Origin of the sequence: Brevibacterium siliguriense, from assembly GCF_900105315.1 — a bacterium.
Lineage (GTDB): Bacteria > Actinomycetota > Actinomycetes > Actinomycetales > Brevibacteriaceae > Brevibacterium > Brevibacterium siliguriense.
On sequence record NZ_LT629766.1, the window covers coordinates 1 to 20838 of the forward strand.

The following is a 20838-nucleotide window of genomic DNA, read 5'->3' on the forward strand; positions in this document are numbered from 1 at the left end:
CGCCTTCGCGGGCAACGAAGTTGACTCCACGCAGTGCTCGCACGGTGGTCTGGCCTTGCCGCCCGACGATTTTGTTCGTCAGGCGTCGGATTCCAGTTGCCTTGCTACCTGGATCGTTGGTGTTGACGGTGTATCGGACTTGGACGTTCTCGGCGATGATAGTGGGGTCCTGAACCTCAGAGTCGGCCATAGTTCTCTCTCCCCTCTCCAGAAGAACAGGAAACCGACGATGAGCAGACCGAAGGCCCAGACTGTGCCGACGATCCACATCTTCGGATCCGAATCGACTCCGTAGAGTAGTGAATCGCACCAGCGTGAGATAAGCATGCATGGGGTTGTACTGCATTGCCTCCAAGAGTGCCGGGTGATTCCCCAAACGGTCTTCGATTGAGAAGAACACTCCCGAGCCGTAGAGCCAGAATCGGCTGACAATCGACATGAAGTTCGTGAGGTCCGGGATCTTGTGGCCAAGACGCGCGAGGAAGCAGGCGAGACCGACGTTGAAGATCGTCTGCAAAATTATGACGGGAATGACGAGGAAGACACGCCAGGTGATGACTTCTAGCGGAGGCACGATTGCCAGCACGATGACCATGACGAGCAACGTCGGCATGAAGTCAAGGAAATTGCGGACAACAGTGGAGATCGGGAGTGCGGCACGGGGAATTGGAATCCCTTGATCATCGACGCGCCCGAGCGGATCGCCCGGTTCCGCCGGTCATGCACTTGCCGGTGTACCCGAAGAAGAACACTCCGACGACGAGGAACCCGAGGAAGTTCGGAACACCTCGAGAGGTCTGCAGAATGAATCCGAAGATGAACCAGAACGCGAGCACCGAAAGCAGCGGATTGAGGAAGAGCCAGCCGTAGCCGAGAAGGTTCTTCCTCGTCGACCCGCTCATCTTGGCTCGGACTCGGCGATGATGAAGTGCCGGCGGTTCCACAGCGCGGCGAGGTAGCTGCTCAGACTCGTCCGTCGACCGACGGGTACGAGGCCTTCGCTCGACACGGACGGGATCGAACTCAGCCCGAGGGGGTTCGTCGTCTCACTCATCGCGCATCACTCCCACGAGTTGAGAATAGACCTGCCCATATCGTCGTCCGATTTCCTTCCACCTGCGAGTTGCAAGAACGTGTGCTCGTCCATTGTCTCCGAACCTTGCCCTCGCTGTGTCATCGGCCGCGAGCTCGGACAGCAGTTCCGCGAGTTTCAGCGGATTCTCCGGCGGTGTCGACACACCTGCACTGTCCGCACCAATTCGCGCAGTGCCGGCAGATCGGAGATCACCACGGGTCGGGCAAGGCCCATCGCTTCGATCGGTTTGATCGGAGTGACCAAACGACAGACCGGTTCGTCCTTCCGCGGCACGACGATGGCATCGAGCGCGAGTTGGTACTCAATGGCTTGGGATTGGGAGACTCGGCCTGTGAACACTGCGTTCTCTCCCAGGACCGCGGCGCGTTCGCGCAGTTCCGGCAGGGCAACACCGTCACCGGCGATCAGCAGCCGCAGGTCCGTCCCTTGGCTGCGGGCGAGGATGACGGCGTCGACGAGGTCGTCGAGGCCCTCATAACCGACGATCGACGCCGCCGTGCCGACCCAGATTCCGTCGCCGGGCAGGCCGAGGCTTCTTCTCATATCGGCCGGAGTGCGGGTGACATCGGTGTCCACGACTGCTTCGGAGACCGAGTTCGGGATGAGTGTGATGGCATCTGCCGGAACTCCCCGGCAATCAGGTGCTCACGCATCGTCTCACCCAAGGTGATGACCGCGTCAGCCGCTGCTGCGACTTCGATCTCCTTCGACCGCATCATGGCGAACCGCTGGCTCTCCCGACGCGCGATCCGATCTGCGGGAGTGCTGCCTGCAGCGGCCCAAGTCTCCTCGAGAACTCCGCGGACCTCATAGACCCACGGCAGTCCAACGGCTCTGGCGGCCGCCCCGGTGGCCAGACCGTTGACATAGTGCGTGGTGGTGTGAAGGAGGTCGACGTGACGTTCGAGAGCTTGGTCCGCGATCCATGCCGCCTGGTCCGCGAGACGCGAAGTAGGTGTGGCCGCAGGCCGGAGTGGCACGTCACGCAGGTAGTCGATTCCGTCGACGGATTCGACAGCGTCTTGGCTCAGCCGTCCGATCGTCACCGGATAGGAGGGACGAGTAACGGCTGCAACCTGGTACCCGGCATCTTTGAGAGTAGTGAGGATAAGGTGGCTGCGGTAGGCGTAGCCCGATCGGGTATGAGGCAATGAGTTCGTCAGCACGTGCAGGGACGAGGAAGGACCAATACCTGAACGATGTGCGGGCCGAGCAATGAGATGTGCGTCGGTGCCTGGCCACCAGCCAGGCGACATGGACTTTCGCTCAGCGGAGAGGCGTTTCCTGCGTTTACCGTCGGGAGGACCCTGATCGCCTCGTCGATATTGCCTTGGGTCCAGAGAATGCGGGACCGCAACTGTGCGGCGGATTCGAGTGAGTCCGCAATGCGATCAGCGGCGTCGAGCATGCCGAGGTTGAGCGCAATCTCTCCGAGCAGACGTGAGGAGGCAGAAGAACTGGAGACCAGTGACTTCGCCGTCGTCTCTTCTCCGAGCAGCCAGGCAGAAGCCGCCGACTGGCGTCGCCGGCAGACGTCCGAGTGCGTATCCGACGAAACGCGAGGCGGGCCCGGCAGTCGACGTGCCAACTGCATACCGAAGAACACTCGATCGTCATTGATATGACCAGCCGTCGTCACGATGACGTTCGTCAGCTCTCGGGCAAGGAAGCGCAGTTTCACGACACCACCTGCCGAAGAATGCGTTCGTAGGTATGCCCATGGCAGCTGCCGAAGCATTCCGAATCACCCAGTCGCGCGGATTCTGTCCTGCAGGAGGATTCGTTCCGAATTTCTCACCGGCTTCGACTCGAGTTCGCATCCGCGTCATTGCCGCTGCGACTGAATCAGTGTCGCCGGGAATCGCAACTTCTCCTGCCGCGGTCTGAGTGACGATATCGGCGGCCTCACCGGCGACTACTCCGAGGATGGGAATTCCACGAGCCATCAGTGAATAGAGCTTCGACGGCACGGTGCATTCATAGGATTCGAGTGCGCTGAGGCTGACGAGCCGCGTCTGCCCACTCCCAATGGCCCGCGAGTTCGGCACGGCGATCTGCGAATGGAATTCACTGGTACCCCATATTCCGCAGCGACGGTCTTGAGTTCGCAGTATCGACGCCGCCGCCGACGATGCGCAGTCGCACACCGTCGGTGCGAGCCAGAGCACGAATCGAGGTGCTGAGGTCCTGAGACCGCCCGACAGTGCCACATACAGCAGATTGAGTCCACTGCGATCGGCTACCGTACCGCGGTTGGCCGTATCCCGAGGGCACCGGTCGCGTCGGCGTCGGGATGAGCGGAATCGCCCCGTGGCAGTCAGCCCGGATGCACCTCCAACTCAGCGGGTGAGACTCCGCTGCGGACCACCTCGGCGGTCACCCGCGCTGTTCCAAGCGACGTTTGAAACCCTCCGTGGTGACGACCACGACCGCCGCACGCCGTTGAGCACGAGTGAGCAGGTCCGGCAGAAGCCGATGCTCGAGGCTCCGCGTCAGCGTCCCGGAAGATACTTCCGAGTGCCCGGTGACCAAGTTCATCTCCGAGATGAGGTCCGGCACGCATCGCGCACTTCAGCGATATGCGGCACGCGCAGCAGTCGCGACAAGGTGTCCCTGCCAGCAGAAACGGCAGTGCCGGAGTCGTCGAGACTATGACGTCGGACGCATTCTGCCCCGAAGCGATCGATGACCGCGACATCGCGCCAGTCGCCGACACGACTGATCGAGCAGCTGCCGGGCCATCGACGACCCACTGTGCAGATAGGGCACGCGGAGGATCCGCTCACCATCGACGCCTCTGTCCAGTGCCGCGAGGCGCACGTCGACTCGACGTCGCCCCGCCCGACATTGGAGCCGAAGAATCCGTTCGGTCGGAATACGGGTAGTGCGGGTGTGGCGCCACCGTGATGACGTCGTGTCCGCAGCCCGCAGATGGTCGACGAGGATGCGCCACCGTCGCTGCGGTGCGCCGACCTCGGGATAGTAGTAATGGCTGAGCAGTACGATCCTCATGCGGTCACTGCCTCCGTACGGGCGCGACGATTCAACCACGTAGGCAGCAGCGCGTAGAGGGCGAGCAATCCGACCCAGAACACATGAGCCGGTACGTCGTCGCCGTATTTCCGCTGATGAGGGTCGGAACTGCCATAATGCAGGCGAGGACACTCAATGCGGCGTGGAAGAGCGAAACGGATCCGTGTGGCCACCCAGCTTGCTGGATCCGCTGGTAGATGTGTTCGCGATGGGGCAAGAGGATATTCTCTCCCCGAAAGAGTCGCAGTACCAGAGTGAGTCCGACGTCGAAGAAGACGAAGATCATCGGTGCGATGATGACGACGATCGGGACGCCTTGGACGAACAGCCAGATCGCGAGGGCGAAGACGGCCGCGCCGATTCCGTAGCTGCCGGTGTCTCCGAGGAAAGCTTTGGCCCGCCCGAGGTTGAATGGCAGGAACCCGACAGCGGCACCGGTCAATGCCAGAGCAAGCAGTGCGATGTCGTACTCGCCCACCCAGGAACCAACGAAGGCGAACCATCCGGCGGTGACTATGGTCCACCCGGTGACATAGCCGTTGAGTCCGTCGACGAAGTTCACTGCGTTGACAGTGGTCACTCCGATAAAAGCGAATGCGATGACGTGGGCGATTCCCTGGGTTGAGAACATTGCGATGATCGCGCTGAACAGCAGAGCCAGGATGACCTGTCCGATCAGGCGCCCGGCGGGGCGCAGGGAGTCGAGGTCGTCGCTCATCCCGATGGCCGAATAGCACCAGGTCAGCACCAGGAAACCGATCGGCAGGAGGACGCCGCCGAGGCCGAAGACCCCGTCTTCGCTGACGCTCCACACGATGGCGAGAACTGTGGCCACGGTGATGCCGCAGCCGATGGCGATTCCCCCGCCGCGTACGGTCGACAGAGTATGCGAGGAGCGATGAGAGGGAACATCGACGACCCCCGCTCGACGCAGCAGCGGAAAGGCGATGAGGGCGCTGAGAGCCGTGATGACAGCAGCGACAACGAGGATCACCAGCGACTGCAGAGCCATCAGCGGCCGACTCCGGTGTCATGTGGTTCCACGTCCGGTTCGGCGATTCCTGAGGCGGTCGAGACCGGGCCGATGGCATCCGTGGCGTCATCGGTGACCGGTGTCGCTTCGGAATCGAGGAGCCTCGTCAGGTGGGCCTCCAGGGCCGAACGGTGGGTGAAGACCAGCGGGTCTCGAGATTCGGCGATCAAGGCACCGAGCTTCTCCAGATCGATCGGAGTGATCGGCACCTGCGTGATCAGCGGATGGTTGGGGCGACTGTTGGCCTCTCCCGGTGACAGAAGTGCTTCAGTGAGCTTCTCCCCCGGCCGCAGCCCCGTATAGACGATCTGCGCATCGCTGCGGCCCGACAGCGCGATCACTCGTTTGGCGAGGTCAGCGATGCGGATCGGTTCGCCCATGTCGAGGACCAAGGTCTCTCCGGGGCCACCGATCGCTGCGGCCTGCAGAACGAGCTCACAGGCCTCATCAGCGGTCATGAAGTAGCGAGTGACTTCGGGGTCGGTGACTGTGACGGGATCGCCGGCGGCGACCTGAGCCACAAAGGTTTCGAGCACGGACCCCCGGGAGCCGAGCACATTGCCGAAACGCACCGACATATACCGTCGTCCGGTTACCGCGGCCACCGAGGCGATCGCCCGCTCGATGGAGAACTTCGTCCGCCCCAGAACCGAGGTCGCGCCGGCGGCCTTATCGGTGGAGATGTGGACGAAGGCATCGACGTCGTGGGCCACTGCCGCGTTGAGCAGATCGAGACTGGCTCCGACGTTCGTGCGCACCGCCTGCTCAGGGAAGCGTTCGAGGAAAGTCAGGTGCTTGAGCGCTGCGGCGTGGAAGATGATGTCCGGCTTCGCCTCGGCGACGAGGGTATCGATGAATGCCGGGTCACGCAGGTCTCCGAGGACGAGGTCATCACTGGTCAGAAGGGCTGAACCCTCAAGACCGAGCTCGGTGGCATGCAGGCCGGATTCGTCCCGGTCGGTCATGATGAGCCGGGCCGGGTCGAACCGGGCGACCTGACGGCACAGCTGTGATCCGATGGAGCCGCCGGCTCCGGTGACGAGGACGACCTTGCCGGTGATCGCCGAGGCGATGTCGTCGATATTCGTCGAGATCGGTTTGCGTCCGATGAGGTCTTCGAGGCTGACATCGCGGAAGCTTCGGTGACGCAGGCCGGCGACGTCATGAGCGTCCGGCTCGGGACGCGCCAACGCGGAGTCCGAGAGCTTCGGCATGATCTTGATCTCGACAGGCCGGGACTCGAGATTCGACGCGATGCGGGAGAGATCTTCCGGAGGCAGGTCGGAGATCGCAATGATGACTGCCCCAGCGCCGGTGCGATCGACATGGGCGGAGATGTCGGCGATCGGTCCGAGCACCCGAATTCCGTTGTAGCGCAGATGCCGCTTGGCCGGGTCGTCGTCGAGGATGCCGACAGCGACGAACTCGTTGTGCGAGTCCTGAGCGATCATATCGAGGGCGAGCATGCCCTGGTTTCCTGCGCCGACGACGATCGTGGGTCGCGACGCACCGGACATGGTGAGGCTGCGCTGCCTCAAGTTGCGACGAATCCAGTTCTCGAGGCTCTTGATCACGACCATCAGCGCTCCCGCTGTGATCGGGACGCTGGTCGGGATGAGCAGTCGGCTGGCGAAGGCGAATTCGACCACCCACATGATCCCGACGCCCAAAGCAACCGTTCCCACGATTGCCGCGAACTGATCAGTCGAGCCACGTCGGTAGCGACCGCGGTAGATCGCCAATGGCCCGCCGATGAAAAAGACGACCAGGGCGATCGCCGAACAGACGAGCATTCCCGGGCCGTTGACGAGATAGGTGTGGAAGTCATATCTCACGAGCGTCATCGCTACGACGAGGAACGCGAAGACGAGACCATCGATGAGTGACAAAGCCATGGCTCTGCCATGCCGTCGCATTGGGGTCCGTGAGGGAATGGGGTCAGACTTGCTTCCCACGGTCCTCTTTTCATTCTGGTTTCTCGTCCGGCTTCGCCAAGCCACTTGCAACTTTCCGATTGTACTATTGGCGTTAACAGGTTTCATACAGAAATGACGTTGTGAACTTTGAGCGTCGATAGCCGTCGGCTGACTTCGATTCACTTCCCCGCTTCCGCACCCTGGCTACCGCCGAGAGGACTCATGACGTGTCACCGACACCACTTCGCACACTGAGGACCGCTGTGTGGCATCTGCGCAACGGCGGAATCAGCCAAGTCGCGAAGTGGCGGCGTCGCCGCTCGTTGGTCCAGGGTGCCGCAGAAGCCTCCGCTGAGGTCGCCACGGGGAGTCTGTCGGCGGAGGTCCTCGCAGAACTGTTTCCTCCCCTGCCGATGCAGCATCGCACTCCGGTCTTCGATCAGCTGTCTGTGGGGGTCATCCTCGACGAATTCTCGACCGAGAGCTTCGGCTATGAATGGTCGCTCCGACCGCTGTCACCGACACAGTGGTCGACCGAGCTCGACGGTCTCGACTTCGTCTTCGTCGAGTCTGCCTGGAGCGGCAACGACGGTCAGTGGAAATTCAAGCTCACGAGCCCATCGGGTCCGAGCCCCGAGATCACCGAACTGCTCGGCGAGTGCCGTCGCCGAGGCATTCCAACCGTCTTCTGGAACAAGGAGGATCCCCCGCACTTCGAGGACTTTCTGCCCCTGGCACAGATGTTCGACGTCGTCTTCACCAGCGATGTCAGGCTGATCCCCGAATATCGCTCCAGACTCGGTCACGACAGAGTCGCCGCCTTGCCGTTCGCTGCACAGCCGGCGGTCCACAATCCCTCACGTCCTGCACGGAATGCCGCCGCCAGAGACATCGCCTTCGCCGGCATGTACTTCGCCCACAAATATCCGGAGCGCAGAGAGCAGATGGACCTGCTGCTCGGTGCCGCTGACGCCGTATCGCCGAGGATGCAGTACGGTCTGGAGATCTTCTCCCGGTTCCTCGGCAACGATGAGCGCTATCAGTTCCCCGGCAGCTTGGCCGGGCGTGTGGTCGGCTCGCTTCCGTACCGCAATCTGCTCACCGCCTACAAACATTTCAAGGTCTTCCTCAACGTCAACTCCGTCACCGACTCCCCGAGCATGTGCGCACGCAGGATCTTCGAGATCAGTGCCGCCGGCACCCCCGTCGTCACCACACCGAGTGCTGCGACCCGAGAGTTCTTCCCCACCACCGAGGTCCCCCAGCCTGAGACGCAGGAGGAAGCAGAGTGGACTCTGCGCGCCTATGTGCGCAGCCCCGAACTGAGAGACCGCACCGTCCACCTTGCCCAACGACGCATCTGGGCCGAGCACACCTACACGCAGCGAGCGATGACAGTGATGGAATCGCTCGGCTTGGACTATGCGCAGCCATTCCCCACGTCCGTCTCGGCTGTGGTGTCGACGAATCGACCCGACCACCTCGGCGAGGTTCTGCGCACCCATGCCGCGCAGCTGCACACGGATAGGGAACTCGTGCTGGTGACCCACGGATTCACGGCACCTGCCGATCTGCGTGCCCGCGCCGCAGAAGCAGGGATCGAGCATCTGCAGATCGTCGAGGTCGATTCTGCGCAGCCGTTGGGAGTCTGCCTCAATCGCGGAGTTCAGGCGGCCTCCGGGGCCGTCATCGCGAAGATGGACGACGACGATGTCTACGGAGCGCACTACCTGGGCGACCAGCTCGCGGCACTGCGCTATTCGAATGCCGATCTCGTCGGCAAGCAAGCGCATTACCTGCACATTCGGGGCCGTGACATCGTCATCTGCCGATTCCCCGAACGCGAGCACCGGTTCACCGACCTCGTCATGGGACCGACTCTGATGACGCATCGGACAACGCTTCTGGACAATCCGTTCGCGGAGCGCACTCTCGGTGAGGACACGGAGCTCCAACAGAGACTCATCGCTTCCGGAGCCCAGATCTACTCGGCTGACAGGTTCAACTTCGTCCAGGTCCGCGGATACCATGCACACACGTGGAGCGTCGACGACAGCCACCTATTGGCCAACGGGGACGTCCACGCATTCGGATACGCTCCGGACCACTACTGCTTCTGAGGCTCCACTCGTCGACGCTCTGCTGATCGTTAGACCGGCCCGAATCGACCGGCCTGCGGAATTCTTCGTATGCGCCAGGTGAACTGTTGGTGAAATGGGCAGTTTCGGTCTGATCCGGTCAGTAGCGTGACGGTCATGCTGTGAAGATTTCGCAGTGGGACTCCACCGCTTCCGATGGCCAGAAGTTCCATTGCGGACGTTGGACAACTGGAGCCCATTTGAAGACCACCACGACCGGAGCCGAGGACCTCGGATCCGTCCGCGAGAACGTCTCCCGTGTCATTGATGAGACTTCGTCGCTCAATGCCGAACTCGCCAAGGAACTCATCAGCGCCTACGACCGTGAGTCGAAGCTGCTGGGAGGCATCAACAAGCGCGAGAAGGAGATCGAGCGACTGAAGAACGAAGTCGCGAAACGAGATGCGAAACTCGCCTCGGTCAATGAACGGCTCGAACGGCTGCTGAGCTCCAAAGCCATGCAGGTGCAGCGCGCGTACTGGCGTCTGCGCCGTCTGCAACGCAGCACATCCCAGCAGAAGGTCGGTCAGCGATGAAGGACGCCGATATCAAGAAGCGGCAGGCCTCTCTTGACACCCGAATCAGGGAGCTGAAGGCAACCCGCGCTCGTCAGAAGTCACTCGAGGTACACACGCAGTCTGACTATTTCATCGACGGTCTGTTCGGACGGCACCCCTACATCGATCTGGCTGATTCGCGTGAGGAGTACCTCGAGCGCCATCGCTCCTTCGCCGCCCCAGTCGAAACCAAGATCTCGGCCCTCGTCGAAAAAGCTCAGCAGCTGCCGAGAACTTCGGGGCAGCATTGGGATCCTCGACGGAAGCTGCGCATCGGCATCATCGCCGACCGGTTCCTCTTCGACTCGCTCAAGGACGCGGCTCATGTGGTGCCGATCAGTCCTGAGACCTATGAGCAGGACATGGCGGACACCGACCTGCTGCTCATCACCTCTGCCTGGCGCGGCCTCGACGACGAATGGTTCAACATCGCACTGTCCGGTTCGCCGGCACGCCAGGTTCTCGAGTCGCAGGTCGTTCCATTCGCCCGTGAGAACGAGATTCCGATCGCCTTCTATTCGAAGGAGGATCCTCCGAACTACGAACAGTTCGCTCCCCTTGCGAAGTTCGCCGACCACGTGTTCACCAGCGCTGTCGAATGCGTGCCCCGATACCGCGAGTACCTCCACCACCAAGTGCCGGTGACTGTGCTGCCTTTCGCAGTTAACTTCGTCCATCACCATCCCCTCGGTAGCATGCGCCACTCCGGCCGCGAGTTCGTCTTCGCCGGATCCTGGTTCGAGCACAAGTACCCGGAGCGGAAGTCGTCTGCCCAAAGGATCTTCGACGGTCTGCTATCGGCCGGAGCTGATCTCACGATCGTCGACCGCAACCTCGAACTAGACACGGAGAAGTTCGCGAAGGCTGAACGCTATCTCTTCCCTGAGCGGTACCTGCCGCATCTGCACAGGCCGATCGATCACGAGACCCTGCTCGACCTGCAGCGTCTCCTTCCTGTGGGCATCAACCTCAACTCGGTCGTGAACTCCCAATCGATGTATGCCAACCGGATCATCGAGCTGCAGGCCATGGGCACGTTCATCGTCTCGAACTACAACGCGGGAGTGAACTCCCTCTATCCGCAGGTGTGTATGCCCGACTCCTCTCTCGACATGAAGCAGACGTACCGTGCTCTGACACAGAGAAGCATCCGGCAGGCACAGGTGGCGGGAATCCGCGCCGCTTTCACCGCCAACACCGCATTCGACCGCATCGACACGATCGCCGAGGAGATGGGGCTGGATTCCGGTTCACCCGATCACACGGTCTACATCACCGGACTGGCCGAATCCGACTTCGAAGACTTCCGCCGGATACAGTCTTATGCGGGTCCGATGGCGGCTCTTCCAAACGGCTCAGACCGTGTCGCCGGAGCCGACGGCGACGTCGTCATCAACCTGACCGGGCATTCCGATTTCGGTCATCACCTCGTTCAGGACGCGGTTAACGCCTTCCGCTTCACCGACGTCGATGAGGTTCGGATCCTGCCCATCGATACCGCTGAGCCTCTCTACGAATTCGTCGGTCCGGTCGACTCCGACCAACAGATCACTGCTACGTGGTGCCCCGTCGGCAGCCACCTCGGTGACGGTGTCGGGCCCGAGCGGACAACGCTGGCGATCGCCTCGGATCTCGTCCTCGAGCGAGCCGAGACGATCGACGTCACGGTCGAGCCCGAGATCAGCGTCATCGTGCCCGTGTACAACAACGGCCCTCACCTGAAGTTCAAGTGCTTCGAGTCCCTGCGCCGGTCCTCGATCTTCGACCGCTGCGAAATCCTCCTCGTCGACGACGGATCCACGGACATCGAAACACCTGCGATCCTCGACGAACTCGACCGTGCCTACCCGAACGTTCGAGTCCACCGGTTCCCGGCCGGTGGTTCAGGAAGCGCCTCACGTCCACGCAACAAGGGGCTCGAACTCACCCGCGCCCCGTACGTGACCTACCTTGATCCGGACAACGAGCAGACGAACGACGGTTTTGCGCTGCTGCTCGAGATGGTCGAAGAGCACGGATACGACTTCGCCATCGGCAATATGATGCGGTTCAAGCACAACCGGATCATGATCAAGAACGCGGGCATCCTGCGACCGGTCGTCGGCGACGACGGCGTGCTCGAAGACAATGCGCTCTCGCGTGTGAACTTCCAACCGATGAGCATCCAGGCACTCGTGGCTGACACGCAGTGGTTGAAGGGGCTCGGCATCTACCAGCCGATCGGCGCTGTCGGACAGGACTCGTACTTCTTCCAGCAGATGCTCTTCCACGCCAATCGGATCGGGCTGACGCCCACACCGATCCACACCTATTACGCGGCGGTGACGAACTCGACGGTCAACGCAATCAATCCCCATTTCTACGAGAAGTACCTCCCTTTGGAGGAGGACCGGTCTGCGTGGCTGCGCGAGGTCGGGCTGCTCGAGGACTACAACGCGAAGCGGCTCGAACAGTTCGTCAAGGGATGGTTCGTCCAAAAGCTCGCCTTCGCCGCCGAGGAGGACAAGGACGAGTGCATGAACCTCATCCGTCGTCTCACTCACTTCTACGGCAAGACAACGTGGAAGGACTCAGAACTCGCCGAGCTCCACTCTGTGCCGCATGTCTGAGGCTTCGATGACCGAAGAGCCTCCGTTCGACCAGTTGGGCACACTGCTGCCCGGAGACTGCATCGTACGGCGGCCCGGCACCTTCCAACGATTCGACTTCCACGTCGGTACGGTCACCGTGCCGGCTCTGCTGTGGTGCCGGCCGGAACAGACAGGTCGACTGCTCATCGCCTTCAATGGGGCCGTCCGGCGCACACCGGAGAAGGATCCGCAGGAGATCTTCCAACGCCGGACATGGGTCGACGACATCGAAGCGGATATTCTCTTCCTCTCGGACCCGACCCTGCGTTCCGACAATCGGATCAGCATCGGTTGGGGACAAGGAACGCAGGGCCGCTATGCCAACCCCGCAATGGCACAGACCGCCCGCTTCACAGCAGAGTGCCTCGACATTCCCGCGGGCGCGCGGCTCTACTTCGGCACCAGCGCAGGAGGCTTCCAAGCCCTTCAAGCCGCCGCCCGAGACGAGGGCAGCCGTGCGCTGGTGAACAATCCGCAGATCGACTGGACGAAATACATGCCGACCTTCGTCGACACCATCGCTGGGTACTCCTACGAGGACCAACCGACCGAGGACATCGCCATCGATCACCCTGACAGGACCTCGGTCGCTCACGCGTTCGCCGCATTCGGTCATATTCCGCGCACACGTTGTCTCATCAACGCAGCCAGCAAGAATGACTCACTTGCCCAGCTGCCCGCCCTCGTCGCCGCTCTGCCGGCGCAGTCAGGCGAGCGCTCATGCTTCGATGTGTCGCTCTATTCCGACGTCCGGGGCGGGCACAACCCTCTGCCGAGGCCCGCCACCACCACGGCGATCAACAGCATCCTCAGGGAAGCCATCAATGAGTGACACCATCGAGACCGACGCCACGTTCCCCGCCCTTTCTCCGGACCCTGAATCGATCGTCGCGGGAGTATCGGCCGCTGCCCGGGCCCTGGCCGACCATGCCGACGACATCGGGATGGCCGCGCGCCGGATCTGCGTCGAGCTCAAGGACCTCACGACCTCGGCGACGGTCCGCCGAATTCTCTTCCATATCGCCGTTGCTGAGGGCTCGTCGTTGCGGTCACGCTTCGTCGCCGACCATCTCTCCACTCACGGTCACCCCCGTTTGGCACGTCTGTTGACCGACCATGCCATTGCCTCCGGAGCGAAACCCTGGCAGCGACGACGGCTGGAGCCCCTGCTGAATGAACTGCCCCACCAGGACTCCGGTGCGGGTGTCCGGGAGACATTCGACCTGACAGTCACTGCCGAAGGCGGTGTCTCACTCGCCGGTACTGGAGGCTCTTCGCCGATCGAGTTCGGTGGCGGCACCGAGACTCCATGGTTCCAGACGCTCATTCGACGACTCGACGACCGCCCAGACGGCATCCACCATGATGTTGTCCGCATCCGCACCCAGTCAACCGTGCGGGCGCAGGATGCGCTGGATTCTGTGCTCGAACGCCTGGCGATCCTGCCCGTCGTGTCTGCCGTCGTCACCGAATCCACGGATGCGGCACTGTCGATATCCGAGCGGCTCGGAAGGCCACTGCTCGAACGGTCGCGAACACTTCTGCTCGCTCCGAACCGATCCGGTGAGAACGTGATCGTGTCGGTGCGCGGCTCCGAGCTGCTGGATGCAGGCCCGACCGCTGATCTCGTACTCCCCGGAGCCGAAGACGTCACAGCCCTGGCCGCTGCGCTCGGGCTGGAAGCCATCATCGGCTCACCGGCAGTGAGCAAGCATGTGCGAGTCGTCGTTGATGCCTTCCGCGTGGAGTCGTTCCGGCTGCTGCCGTTGTCCTCGACGTACCGCGCTTTCACCAAGCTGCTGCGTTTTCGCGGAACCCGGGCCGAGACTGCTGCGGTGAGGAACGTCCTCACCGGCCACCTCTTGGCATCAGGCTTTTACGACGAAACCTTGGGCCTTGCCACAATCGCGCTGCCATCAGAGCGCGGGAAGGTCTTCAAGGCACGTCTCATCCGAGCTCTCTACGGAACCGGCCGCTTCAGCGAGATCGCCCTCGTCGCCGACCCTGCTGCCGCATCCGCCGCGGACAGGCCCATCATCCGGGAGGCGGCTGCGGCGTCTGAGATGTTGGACGAGCTGGCGGAAGCAGCCGATAGTTCGACGATTTCGTTCTCCCCGGTCGCAGGCAAGATACTCACCGTTCTTCATGCGAGTGCACCCGATCAGAGCGGCGGATATGCAGTTCGTGCCCACAACGTCCTCAAGACCATCGTTGCCAACGGCTATGAGCTCACCGCACTGACCCGGCCTGGTTTCCCCGAAGCTGCGAATCATTTGGAACCGGGGGCGACTGCCGAGGTGCTGCATGACGGAATCCGGTACCTGCGTCTGGGCAGCAATGCTGCACGCTTCGACGGGGAGTTCGCCTATATGCGTGAATCCGTTGATCACTATGCCGAGGTGATCCGCCGCGAGCGCCCCTCGGCGGTCCACGTGCGCTCGACCTATGTGTCGGCGCTGCCGGCACTCATTGCGGCCAAACGTTTCGGCCTCCCCGTCGTCTACGAGGTCTCGGGTATGTGGGAACTCGTCTACGAAGCAGAGAACACTGCCCGGATGGAAGGCCGTCGCGCACGCACCGTGGCCCTGGAGAACGCGGTGCTGGAGAACTGCGACTCCGTGGTCACGATCACCGAGGCGATGCGCGACATCATCTCTTCGCGGATTCGTTCGCGCAGCCCCATCGAGATCATGCCCAACGCCGTCGACGCCGCGACCTTCGGGGCAGTCGACAAAGATCCCCGTGTGCTCTCTCGCTTCGGTTGGAGCACCGACCTTCCCATCATCGGATACATCGGCACCTTCGTCGGCTACGAAGGGCTCGACGTCCTGGTCCGCGCCATCGGCCTCGTGCGACGCAGCGGTATCCGAATAGGTGCCCTTCTCGTCGGCGATGGAGCCGAATCCGCTCGGGTACAGGCACTCGCCTCCGAACTCGGTCTCGACGAATCGACTATTGCGTTCACCGGACGTGTCCCGCATGACCAGGTCAAAGACCTCTACTCGGTCATCGACGTGTGTGCCTATCCTCGGCTGCTCACCCCGGCCACCCGGGCGGTTTCTCCGCTCAAGCCCTTCGAAGCAATGGCTGCGAAGAAACCCGTCATCGTCTCCGACGTTCCGGCACTTGCTGAGATCGTCGGTCACGGACGGCGCGGCCTCGTCGTCCCCAGCGGACAGGCCGAAGCCCTCGCCGAGGCGGTCACCTCCGTCATAACCGACCCGGTGGCGACTGAGCACAGAGTCGAGGCCGCCGCCAGCTGGACGGAGACCCAACGCAGCTGGTCAGCCGTCGGCGCGGTCATGGGTTCGGTGCTGGATAGGCTGACATCATGACTCGAACGATGCTGTTCTACGGGCACGTCGCCTCGAACTGGGGTGACCTGGCCATCAATGCAGGCGCGCTCGAGCTGATGCGCCACACCGGGGTCGACGTCGAGAACTCGACGGCCGTACTGCTCGCTCCCGCGGATCAGTACCGGCGGCAGTCGAGCTTCACGCTCAAGGGCTTGGACCTGACGACTGTTCCGGCAGACGGAACTGAGCGAGGCGGCAGAGAGGAGATCGAGCTCCTCATCGACTACATCGCCCATCCTGAGCGTTTCGCGGAAGATACAGGAATGGGTGACGTCGATCTCGTCGTCCTCAACGCGGGCGAGCATCTCTTCGAATCGCCGACCAGCGAGAACCTCGTCGACCTCGTATGGCGGATTCTCCCAGCCCTCGCAGCGCACACCATCGGCACACCCGTGGTGCTGCTCCCATCAACGGTCGGACCGTTCCGCACAAGGTTCGGCGCTCTGCTCGAAGATTTCATCCACAAGGGATTCAAAGCTGCTGCCTACCGCGACCTCGAATCGAAGCGGCTCGGATCATCGCACGACTCCTCGCAGTTTCCGGTCCTGCTCGATCCCGGATTCTTCGTCCCTGGTCTCCGCGAACGAGAGGCAGCAGACCGAGACGGATCTGTGCTGGGCATAGTGCTGAGACCCGAAGACATGGGGATCCGTTCGGGATCACGGCGATCGGCATTCGTGCAGAGCAAGTTCCGGGGGTCTCAGTTCCGCAGCTCGCAGGCGTTTCAGCTCTTCTCGTCGATCGCCGAGGCGCATCTGGGCGATGGCGGTCGAGTGAAGATCATCGTGCAGACGCGTGCCGATCGTGAGATCTCAGCGACACTGGCCGACCACCTCGGCGACTTTGCCGGGGCCGACCGGGTCGAACTCAGCGATCCCCAGGGGTTCAGGGCCTTCATCGACGAGCTCGGGCACGTCGGCGCCCTGGTCACTTCACGGTTCCATTCCGTGATCCTCGCATCGTCTCAGGCGGTTCCAAGCGTTGGTGTCTACTCGGAGACTCACGGGCACAAGATGCCTGGTCTCTTCGAACTGCTGAAGATCCCGACCTGCGCCGTGCGTTTGGACGACCGCACAATCACCGCTGTCCGCGAGGATGTCGAAAACGCTCTGGGTGCAGCTCGGGATTCGATCGAGGAGATCTACAACCGCATCAGGGCAAACCGCAGCGTGGCTCGCCGCTGGTTGTCCGAGGCCCTCGAATCCGACGGCACCTCGTCATCTGATCCGACGGCGCTGACGATCGAAGCTTTGGCACTGCTCTACCGGGAAGGTCTGCGCCGGTCGGAGAAGGGCTCTCTGGCTCACGTGCTGCAGACTATCGAGAAGGAACTGAAGAAGTGATCGCACGGGCCGTCCCCGAAGAAGGCCACCACCACATCGAGTCACCGACGGCGTTCGGTGGTCCGCTGCCAGGACCTTCGACGACGTACACGGTGATGCTCGGCGACATTCCGGTCGACCTGCGCTACGACGACCGCGGCTCGGACACCACGATCGTCTTCTTCCACGCCGCCATCACCAAAGCGGTTCGCCGCTATCCTGTATTCTCCGGATCGACTTTCTCCGAAGACATCGATGCGAACCGACTGTTCATCAGCGATCCCTCGCTCTACGTCGATTCCCGGATCAGACTCGGCTGGTATGCCGGCAATGTCAGGCAGCCGAACCTGCAGGACGCTCTGACCGAGATCATTGCGAAGTTCGACGGACCGAACCGTCGGCTCATCTTCTTCGGAGCCTCCGGCGGCGGTTTCGCATCGTTGTACTTCTCCTCCCGGTTTCCCGGGTCCACCGCGATTCCGGTCAATCCTCAGACCGCAATAGGCGCGTACGTGCCGGTCATCGTCAACCGGTATCTCAACTATGCGTGGGGTGGATCTCCGATCACTGATCTGCCTGTATGCACCGATGTCATCGACGTCTACAGCCGCCCTGTCGAAAATTCAGTGCTTTACGTACAGAATTCAGGGGACGGCGATCATATGGATCATCACTATTCGCCGTTCATGGGCGCTCTGCCGGAGAGCCAACGGGTCGAGCCTGTCCTCATCGATGCGGGTGAGGGGCATGTGCCACCGAAACGCCCCGTGCTGACCCAGATCCTCAAGGACGTTGTCCGCACCTGACTCGGGCGGGCCACGTCTCGCTCAGTCGGCGAAGGCCACATCCGGAGCGAACTCCGCGATGCGATCGCCGACGCCGAGCAGCGATTCGATAGCCGCGACCGACCGAGCAGCCGCTCGTCCGTCACCGTAGGGATTGACGGCCTTGGCCATAGCTTCATAGGCGAGCGCATCATCGAAGAGTCGGGAGACTTCGGTGACGATCACCGTGGTGTCGGTGCCGACGAGTTTGACCGACCCTGCGGTGACAGCCTCGGGGCGTTCGGTGTTCTCACGCATGACGAGGACGGGCTTGCCGAGGCTGGGGGCTTCTTCCTGGATGCCGCCGGAATCAGTGAGGACGATGTCTGAGGCTGCCATCACCGTGGTGAACTCGCCGTAGGACAGCGGTTCGGTGACCAACACATTATCGAATTTGCCGACACGGGGAAGAACGGCTTCGCGCACGAGCGGGTTGCGATGGGCCGGGAGCAGGATGAGCAGTTCCGGTCGGGCGGCGGCCAGGTCCGCCAGGGCGTCTCCGATGTTCTCCATGGACGAGCCGAGGTTCTCCCGACGGTGGGTTGTCACGAGCAGCTTTGCACGGTCGGAGTCGACATAGTCGGCGACAACCGAGTCAGCCGGCGCCACGTTCATGTCAACAGCGATGTGGAGGGCGTCGATGACGGTGTTTCCGGTGACGACGACGTCGGCCGGATTGATGCTCTCGGCCAGCAGGTTGTCTCGTGACCGTGTGGTCGGGGCAAGGTGGAGTGCTGAGATCTGACTGGTCAGCTTCCGGTTGGCTTCCTCGGGGAACGGGCTGAGCAGGTTGCCCGAGCGCAGCCCGGCTTCGAGGTGGATGACCGGGATGCCGCGGTTGAAGGCGGCGATGGAGGCACCCATGACGGTGGTCGTATCGCCTTGGACGAGCACGGCGTCGGGAGCCTCATCTTCCAGGACGGTGTCGAGGTCCCCGATGACACGAGAGGCGATCCCGTTGAGGGTCTGTCCTTGGGACATGATGTTGAGGTCCACGTCAGGGACGATTCCGAACAGATCATTGACCTGGTCGAGCATCTCACGATGCTGGGCGGTGACGACTGTGCGGGAGCGCAGGGTCGCACTCGATTCGATCGCCCGGATGAGAGGGGCCACCTTGATGGCTTCCGGCCTGGTGCCGAAAACGGTGAGGACAGTGGGGGTCACGCACGAACTCCTGGTCGGGAGAACCACGGGGACCGCCTCGGCGGGGCAGGGTTCTCGCATCTATGCCGATAAGGGTAATGGTATGCAGTTCTCTTGAGCTTGGACATACCGGCTCCGTCTATCTCATCATGACGGGAACGCTCCGACTGACCGGATCAGAAGACCTTCACAGCTCATTCACTCAAAGTTGATGATGAAGTCATGTCAGCGGTCATTTCATCAGTCATTGTTGTCAGGTTGCCTCGAGAGGCTCTCGGGTAACATCAGAAGTCGTTCATCTCGAGTTTGGAGCATCGCACACATGACGCCCACCGCCACCTCTCAACGCCCCTCAGTCGCCGTCATCGGCCTCGGTTATATCGGCCTTCCGACAGCGGCTGTTCTGGCGAGTTCGGGCGCAGAGGTCGTCGGTGTCGACATCGACGCCGATGCCGTCGCCACGATCAACGCCGGCCAGGTTCCCTTCGTCGAGCCTGATATGGCGACAACGGTGGCCGGTGTCGTATCGCAGGGCTATCTGCGGGCGACGACCGAGACTCCGCACGCGGACAACTACATCGTCGCCGTGCCGACGCCGTTCAAGGACGGGCACGAACCGGACCTGTCCTACATCGAGACAGCGGGCAAGCAGATCGCCCCTCTGCTCGAGGGCAATGAGCTCATCATCCTCGAATCGACGTCACCACCCGGAGCAACGGAGTTCCTGGCCGAGACCATCATCAAGGAACGCCCGGATCTTACGCTCAAGCCCGGCAGCGCACAGACAGTCTACTTCGCACACTGCCCTGAGCGGGTCTTGCCCGGCCGGATCATGATCGAGCTGCGGACGAACGATCGCATCGTCGGCACTCTCAACGGCAATGCCGGCGAACGTGCCCGCGACCTCTACGAACTGTTCTGTGAGGGCGAGTTCCTCATGACCGATGCGCGCACCGCAGAGATGGCAAAGCTGACCGAGAATGCCTACCGCGACGTGAACATCGCCTTCGCCAACGAACTGTCGGTGATCTCCGACGGTCTCGACATCAACGTCTGGGAGCTCATCAAGCTCGCGAACCACCACCCCCGAGTCAATATCCTGCAGCCCGGCCCCGGCGTCGGCGGCCACTGCATCGCCGTTGACCCGTGGTTCATCGTCTCGACTGCACCCGAGCAGTCGTCACTGATCCGGACCGCACGTGAGGTCAACGACTCGAAGCCCAGGTACGTGCTCGACAAGCTCCTCCCCCAGGCACGTCGAATCCAGGATGTGCAGATTGCGGCACTCGGCCTGGCGTTCAAGCCGAACATCGATGACCTGCGCGAGAGCCCCGCACGGCAGATCGTCGGCAAGCTTGCCGACGAACTTCCCAACGCGAACATCATGGCGGTCGAGCCGAACATCGACAATCTGCCTTCTGAACTCGAGGAGCGCGACAACGTCGCTCTCACCGAGGTGAACGAAGCCATCCGCGCCGCCGATATCGTGCTGCTGCTCGTCGACCACAATGAGTTCACCCGCATCGACCGGACTCTGCTCACACAGAAGATCGTTCACGATACGCGTGGGGTGTGGGGCTAAAGACAACTTTCTGCCACTTCTTGCTCGGCCCGCCTCGGAGACCTCTCCGGGAGCGGGCCGAATCCGTTCCATTTCCATTCACGTCGGATGAAACACGGAAAAGACAACCGGCTGGAGCGGGCATACCGGCAGAATCTCATTGTGGTCAACACCTTGACGGAGAAAACATAGGATGTCTACACTGCAAATGAGAAAAGCAGATGAG

At 62.1% G+C, this 20838-nt stretch carries 17 protein-coding genes; 8 read left to right on the forward strand and 9 right to left on the reverse strand.

Annotation, left to right across the window (positions count from 1 at the left end; all coding sequences use genetic code 11):
* From BLU88_RS18990 to BLU88_RS00040, 8 genes are all read right to left on the reverse strand, one after another.
* Positions 1-613, reverse strand: a 613-nt coding sequence (locus BLU88_RS18990; protein ID WP_167356834.1) for an ABC transporter permease, incomplete at its 3' end; no start/stop codon positions are given.
* 67 nt (positions 614-680) lie between these two features.
* Positions 681-902 carry a hypothetical protein gene (locus BLU88_RS00010; RefSeq protein WP_092008928.1) on the reverse strand — a complete coding sequence of 74 codons (222 nt, stop codon included), beginning with the start codon at positions 900-902 and terminating at the stop codon, positions 681-683.
* Positions 899-1054 carry a hypothetical protein gene (locus tag BLU88_RS18025; RefSeq protein ID WP_157688886.1) on the reverse strand — a complete coding sequence of 52 codons (156 nt, stop codon included), beginning with the start codon at positions 1052-1054 and terminating at the stop codon, positions 899-901. The genes BLU88_RS00010 and BLU88_RS18025 overlap by 4 nt, the downstream gene beginning before the upstream one ends.
* A gap of 156 nt (positions 1055-1210) precedes the next feature.
* A complete protein-coding gene (locus tag BLU88_RS00015) occupies positions 1211-1672 on the reverse strand; it encodes a glycosyltransferase family 4 protein (protein WP_092008929.1) in 462 nt (153 codons plus the stop codon).
* A complete protein-coding gene (locus BLU88_RS00020) occupies positions 1636-2247 on the reverse strand; it encodes a glycosyltransferase (protein WP_157688888.1) in 612 nt (203 codons plus the stop codon). Before BLU88_RS00020 ends, BLU88_RS00015 begins: the two co-directional genes overlap by 37 nt.
* Positions 2248-2255: 8 nt before the next feature.
* Positions 2256-2777 (reverse strand): hypothetical protein, encoded by a 522-nt coding sequence (locus tag BLU88_RS18030; RefSeq protein ID WP_157688890.1) that lies wholly within the window; start codon positions 2775-2777, stop codon positions 2256-2258.
* Between the two features lie 1362 nt (positions 2778-4139).
* Positions 4140-5141, reverse strand: coding sequence for an MraY family glycosyltransferase (locus BLU88_RS00035; protein WP_092008937.1), 1002 nt, complete (start codon positions 5139-5141; stop codon positions 4140-4142).
* Positions 5141-7057, reverse strand: coding sequence for a nucleoside-diphosphate sugar epimerase/dehydratase (locus BLU88_RS00040; RefSeq protein WP_167356835.1), 1917 nt, complete (start codon positions 7055-7057; stop codon positions 5141-5143). Before BLU88_RS00040 ends, BLU88_RS00035 begins: the two co-directional genes overlap by 1 nt.
* 248 nt (positions 7058-7305) lie before the next feature.
* Between BLU88_RS00040 and BLU88_RS00045 the strand changes: the two genes are divergently transcribed.
* The 7 genes from BLU88_RS00045 to BLU88_RS00070 all read left to right on the forward strand — a co-directional run bounded on the left by BLU88_RS00045 (position 7306) and on the right by BLU88_RS00070 (position 17887).
* A complete protein-coding gene (locus BLU88_RS00045) occupies positions 7306-9198 on the forward strand; it encodes a glycosyltransferase family protein (RefSeq protein ID WP_231939498.1) in 1893 nt (630 codons plus the stop codon).
* A 218-nt stretch (positions 9199-9416) separates the two neighbouring features.
* A complete protein-coding gene (locus BLU88_RS00050; protein ID WP_092008941.1) occupies positions 9417-9752 on the forward strand; it encodes a hypothetical protein in 336 nt (111 codons plus the stop codon).
* Positions 9749-12382: a glycosyltransferase gene (locus BLU88_RS00055; protein ID WP_092008942.1), complete on the forward strand. Its 2634-nt coding sequence runs from the start codon at positions 9749-9751 to the stop codon at positions 12380-12382. The genes BLU88_RS00050 and BLU88_RS00055 overlap by 4 nt, the downstream gene beginning before the upstream one ends.
* Positions 12375-13235 carry a hypothetical protein gene (locus tag BLU88_RS18250; protein ID WP_231939499.1) on the forward strand — a complete coding sequence of 287 codons (861 nt, stop codon included), beginning with the start codon at positions 12375-12377 and terminating at the stop codon, positions 13233-13235. Before BLU88_RS00055 ends, BLU88_RS18250 begins: the two co-directional genes overlap by 8 nt.
* Positions 13228-15738 (forward strand): glycosyltransferase, encoded by a 2511-nt coding sequence (locus tag BLU88_RS00060; RefSeq protein WP_167356837.1) that lies wholly within the window; start codon positions 13228-13230, stop codon positions 15736-15738. Before BLU88_RS18250 ends, BLU88_RS00060 begins: the two co-directional genes overlap by 8 nt.
* Positions 15735-17102: a polysaccharide pyruvyl transferase family protein gene (locus BLU88_RS00065; RefSeq protein ID WP_092008948.1), complete on the forward strand. Its 1368-nt coding sequence runs from the start codon at positions 15735-15737 to the stop codon at positions 17100-17102. Before BLU88_RS00060 ends, BLU88_RS00065 begins: the two co-directional genes overlap by 4 nt.
* A complete protein-coding gene (locus tag BLU88_RS00070; RefSeq protein WP_092008951.1) occupies positions 17099-17887 on the forward strand; it encodes a hypothetical protein in 789 nt (262 codons plus the stop codon). Before BLU88_RS00065 ends, BLU88_RS00070 begins: the two co-directional genes overlap by 4 nt.
* A gap of 21 nt (positions 17888-17908) precedes the next feature.
* Here the strand turns inward: BLU88_RS00070 and wecB are convergent, their stop codons facing one another.
* A complete protein-coding gene (wecB, locus tag BLU88_RS00075) occupies positions 17909-19072 on the reverse strand; it encodes a non-hydrolyzing UDP-N-acetylglucosamine 2-epimerase (RefSeq protein WP_092008953.1) in 1164 nt (387 codons plus the stop codon).
* Positions 19073-19373: 301 nt separating this feature from the next.
* On the opposite strand from wecB, the gene wecC reads away from it, so the two are divergent.
* The gene (gene wecC / locus BLU88_RS00080) at positions 19374-20633 is read left to right on the forward strand and encodes a UDP-N-acetyl-D-mannosamine dehydrogenase (protein ID WP_092008955.1); all 1260 of its coding nucleotides are present in this window, start codon (positions 19374-19376) and stop codon (positions 20631-20633) included.
* Positions 20634-20838 lie beyond the last annotated feature (205 nt).

Bases quoted from the DNA above. Each gene is read 5' to 3' on its own strand.
- BLU88_RS00010 (WP_092008928.1), bottom strand. From the start codon at position 902: ATGAGCGGGTCGACGAGGAAGAACCTTCTCGGCTACGGCTGGCTCTTC.
- BLU88_RS18025 (WP_157688886.1), bottom strand. From the start codon at position 1,054: ATGAGTGAGACGACGAACCCCCTCGGGCTGAGTTCGATCCCGTCCGTG.
- BLU88_RS00035 (WP_092008937.1), bottom strand. From the start codon at position 5,141: ATGGCTCTGCAGTCGCTGGTGATCCTCGTTGTCGCTGCTGTCATCACG.
- BLU88_RS00040 (WP_167356835.1), bottom strand. From the start codon at position 7,057: ATGGCTTTGTCACTCATCGATGGTCTCGTCTTCGCGTTCCTCGTCGTA.
- BLU88_RS00055 (WP_092008942.1), top strand. From the start codon at position 9,749: ATGAAGGACGCCGATATCAAGAAGCGGCAGGCCTCTCTTGACACCCGA.
- BLU88_RS18250 (WP_231939499.1), top strand. From the start codon at position 12,375: ATGTCTGAGGCTTCGATGACCGAAGAGCCTCCGTTCGACCAGTTGGGC.
- BLU88_RS00060 (WP_167356837.1), top strand. From the start codon at position 13,228: ATGAGTGACACCATCGAGACCGACGCCACGTTCCCCGCCCTTTCTCCG.
- BLU88_RS00065 (WP_092008948.1), top strand. From the start codon at position 15,735: ATGACTCGAACGATGCTGTTCTACGGGCACGTCGCCTCGAACTGGGGT.
- wecC (WP_092008955.1), top strand. From the start codon at position 19,374: ATGACGCCCACCGCCACCTCTCAACGCCCCTCAGTCGCCGTCATCGGC.